A 3,070-nucleotide genomic window follows, 5' to 3' on the forward strand; every position below is an offset into this window, starting at 1 on the left:
GTTGATGACCATGGGTTGTTACGGTATTGGTGTGACTCGTGTGGTCGCTGCGGCGATTGAACAAAACCACGATGACCGCGGTATTATCTGGCCGGATGCTATCGCGCCGTTCCAGGTCGCTATCCTGCCAATGAACATGCACAAATCTTTCCGTGTGAAAGATGCGGCAGAAGCGCTGTATAAAGAACTGCGTTCACACGGTATCGATGTGATCCTCGACGATCGTAAAGAACGTCCGGGCGTCATGTTCGCGGACATGGAACTGATCGGTGTGCCGCATCAGGTGGTGATTGGTGATCGTAATCTGGATGCTGAAGAGCTGGAATACAAAAACCGTCGCACTGGCGAAAAACAGATGATCAAACAAAGCGATATCGTGGAATATCTGCTGAGCCAGATCCCGCGTTAAGATCCGCTGATGATCATTTGTCCATAAAAATGCCCGCGTAATGCGGGCATTTTTATTTGTGCTATTCCGCCTGAGCCTAATCGCTTTTACGGGCAGGACTTCGTTGCATCAAACCGTACGTTTTTATCTGCAACCACAGCCTTTCGCACCTGCCCTTCTTCCATTGACGGCTCTGTCATGAAATGCCCGTCCATAGAAAGGAAGACCAGCTGATTGGGGGTTTTACGCGAGGCAAGATACCCTTCTTCCAGCGATTTATTTGCCGACATCGGGAATATGTTGCCTGTCGCACAATCTTTAAAGGAAGCAGCATCGGCGCTGTATTGCATCATTCCGCTCAGTGCCATTGGCGTTTTCGGCAAATTCTGCTGCACCGGCGTCAACGTATAGTTGAATGTGGACGTAATCGGCTCACCGCTTTGATCCAACATTTCCAGATTTTCATCTTTCGGATGGAAATAACGTTTCTCGCCCTGGCTGTCCGTCAGCACCAGTTTATCCGCAGTGCGGGCCCAGCGTCCGTAGCTGGCAAACACCTGATCGCCCTCTTTGCCGCCCTGATATTCCTCCTGAAGGATGTAAGTCCCATCCTGATCCAGGAATAATGACGTCTTCAGGCCACTGCAATCTGCGCACGGCAACACGCCACTGTAACTCTGCTGCATAGCCTGCAACGGTTTTTCATGATTAAAGGCGGCGGTATGGCAACCGAAGAGTGACAGCGCCCCGAGCGCCAGCACTGCACTAATGATGATTTTTTTCACAGTTTCTCCCCTACTGCTTTTCTACAGTGCCGCGATAAAAATTGTCCTGCAGCACGAAGTTAGGGCTAACGTATTTTGCCCCGTAATGCTTTTGTCGCACCCTTGCGAACTTTACTTTCAACCCGACGAATTTTAGACCCACGAGTCGGCTTCGTCGCGCGGCGCGGTTTTTCTACTACCATCGCCTGTGAAATCAGTGCCCCCAACCGGGCCAGAGCGGCTTCGCGATTCATCTCCTGACTCCGGTATTCCTGGGCTTTGATAATGACCCAACCGTCGGCAGTAACAGAATGATGATTAAAAGCCAGTAAGCGCTCTTTGTAATATTCTGGCAAACTCGACGCTTTAATATCAAAGCGTAAATGGATAGCCGTTGATGTTTTATTGACGTTCTGACCGCCGTTGCCCTGAGCGCGGATCGCCGTTAATTCGATTTCGCTGTCAGGTATTTCCAGTTTTCCTGAAAGGATTAGCACGCTGATTACCTGGCTTCTTTTATGACAGACTCTTTCCATTCAGAAAAATGAATTTCCAAATTACTCTGAGCATCAGAAAGCCAAATAGTTCCGTCCTGCAATGTGGCCTGTAAGTTCATGGTACGGCTGCCAAAAGCAGTCAATTGATTCAGCAACTCATCTTCTAAATAACGGATACGCAGGTTCTCAAAACCTCTGACTTTCCCCTCGATTTGCGACCACCAGACTTTCGCGGCACGCTCACCATACGCATAAAGGACCACCTCACGCGATTGGTTACAGGCTTTTTTCAGACGCTTCTCATCAGGTAGTCCTAATTCGACCCATAATTCGATGCCGTTATGGTCGTTTTTACGCCAGATTTCCGGCTCATCTTCGGCGCTTAATCCGCGGGTAAAAGTCAGTCGTTCGTCGGCATGGTAAATCCATGCCAGCAGACGCAGCATCATGCGTTGTTCTGTTTCGGAAGGATGCTGTGCCAGAGTCAGGCTGGCGTCATGAAAGAAATTACGATCCATATCAGCGATATTGACCGCTGCTTTATAAATGGTTGCTTTTAACGCCATGGTAAACCCCTTGATAATAGACGCACAGTGTACTTGAAAGCATCCTGCTGCGGCCAGTTTTCCCCCGATGGTCATCCGCAATAAAGGCTTTACGCAAACGATTTACCTTTACAGGCCTGCTAATAACTCACACTCTCCTGTGCTATAGTCGTTAAATACTGAGAGCTTATCTTTCTGCGCTTTCCTCAGAGGGATACGCTTTTTAGGGAGAACTTATGCAACAATACTGTGAGTTGGTACGCCGTAGATATTCTGAAATTGCCAGCGGTGATCTCGGATATGTGCCCGATGCGTTGGGCTGTGTATTGAAAGCATTGGACGAAGTCGCAGCAAATGCTGAACTTCCGTCTTCCGTTAGGGACCAGGCGGCCTACGCCGCCGCTAACTTATTGGTGAGCGATTATGTCGATGAATGATGAGTACCAACCCATCAATTGTGATGACTACGATAATCTCGAGCTCGCCTGCCAGCATCACCTGGTTTTGACGCTGAAGATGCGTAGCGGAGAAGTCGTTGAGGCTAAAGCCAACGATTTGTTAATGCGTAAGAAAGTGGAATATCTGGTGGTTGAGGCGAACGGCGAACAACGAGATCTGCGTCTGGATCACATTGAAAGCTTTAGCCATCCGGAAATTGGCACCGTTGTCGTCAGTGCCGAATAGCGACAACCGACGTCAGTTACCTAACGGGCAATCTCAGGATTGCCCGTTTGCATTTCTGAAGCAATCTTATTTCAACGACGTCAGACTGGCGTAATACGCTGCCAAATCACTGATATCCTGATCGGATAATGACGCACTAAAAGCCTGCATCACACCCGCCTGCCCGCCACTTCTCTCACCCTTCTTGTAAGC

The 3,070-nt window shown here is 49.1% G+C and carries 7 protein-coding genes; 3 read left to right on the plus strand and 4 right to left on the minus strand.

The annotated features are described in order from the left end of the window. Window positions 1-409 (plus strand): His/Gly/Thr/Pro-type tRNA ligase C-terminal domain-containing protein (locus tag AC1DUO_RS23870; RefSeq protein WP_477989069.1); only part of this gene is annotated, 409 nt, incomplete at its 5' end. A gap of 86 nt (window positions 410-495) precedes the next feature. On the opposite strand, the gene nlpE is transcribed toward AC1DUO_RS23870, so the two are convergent. The 3 genes from nlpE to AC1DUO_RS23885 form a co-directional block, all read right to left on the minus strand. Next, a complete protein-coding gene (nlpE, locus tag AC1DUO_RS23875) occupies window positions 496-1,173 on the minus strand; it encodes an envelope stress response activation lipoprotein NlpE (protein ID WP_013574218.1) in 678 nt (225 codons plus the stop codon). 65 nt (window positions 1,174-1,238) lie between these two features. Continuing rightward, window positions 1,239-1,688: an alternative ribosome rescue aminoacyl-tRNA hydrolase ArfB gene (gene arfB, locus AC1DUO_RS23880; protein ID WP_153376608.1), complete on the minus strand. Its 450-nt coding sequence runs from the start codon at window positions 1,686-1,688 to the stop codon at window positions 1,239-1,241. After that, a complete protein-coding gene (locus AC1DUO_RS23885) occupies window positions 1,655-2,215 on the minus strand; it encodes a YaeQ family protein (RefSeq protein WP_013574216.1) in 561 nt (186 codons plus the stop codon). Before AC1DUO_RS23885 ends, arfB begins: the two co-directional genes overlap by 34 nt. 215 nt (window positions 2,216-2,430) lie before the next feature. Between AC1DUO_RS23885 and AC1DUO_RS23890 the strand changes: the two genes are divergently transcribed. Together AC1DUO_RS23890 and rof are read left to right on the plus strand one after the other, a co-directional pair. Further along, the gene (locus AC1DUO_RS23890) at window positions 2,431-2,631 is read left to right on the plus strand and encodes a YaeP family protein (protein ID WP_013574215.1); all 201 of its coding nucleotides are present in this window, start codon (window positions 2,431-2,433) and stop codon (window positions 2,629-2,631) included. After that, the gene (gene rof / locus AC1DUO_RS23895) at window positions 2,618-2,878 is read left to right on the plus strand and encodes a Rho-binding antiterminator (RefSeq protein ID WP_013574214.1); all 261 of its coding nucleotides are present in this window, start codon (window positions 2,618-2,620) and stop codon (window positions 2,876-2,878) included. The genes AC1DUO_RS23890 and rof overlap by 14 nt, the downstream gene beginning before the upstream one ends. A 66-nt stretch (window positions 2,879-2,944) precedes the next feature. Here the strand turns inward: rof and AC1DUO_RS23900 are convergent. After that, on the minus strand, window positions 2,945-3,070 hold a 126-nt coding region (locus tag AC1DUO_RS23900; RefSeq protein WP_477989073.1), incomplete at its 5' end, for a c-type cytochrome.

Source organism: Rahnella sp. P4_A8 (genome assembly GCF_056402435.1).

Bases quoted from the DNA above. Each gene is read 5' to 3' on its own strand.
- arfB (WP_153376608.1), bottom strand. From the start codon at position 1,688: ATGGAAAGAGTCTGTCATAAAAGAAGCCAGGTAATCAGCGTGCTAATC.
- AC1DUO_RS23885 (WP_013574216.1), bottom strand. From the start codon at position 2,215: ATGGCGTTAAAAGCAACCATTTATAAAGCAGCGGTCAATATCGCTGAT.
- rof (WP_013574214.1), top strand. From the start codon at position 2,618: ATGTCGATGAATGATGAGTACCAACCCATCAATTGTGATGACTACGAT.
- AC1DUO_RS23890 (WP_013574215.1), top strand. From the start codon at position 2,431: ATGCAACAATACTGTGAGTTGGTACGCCGTAGATATTCTGAAATTGCC.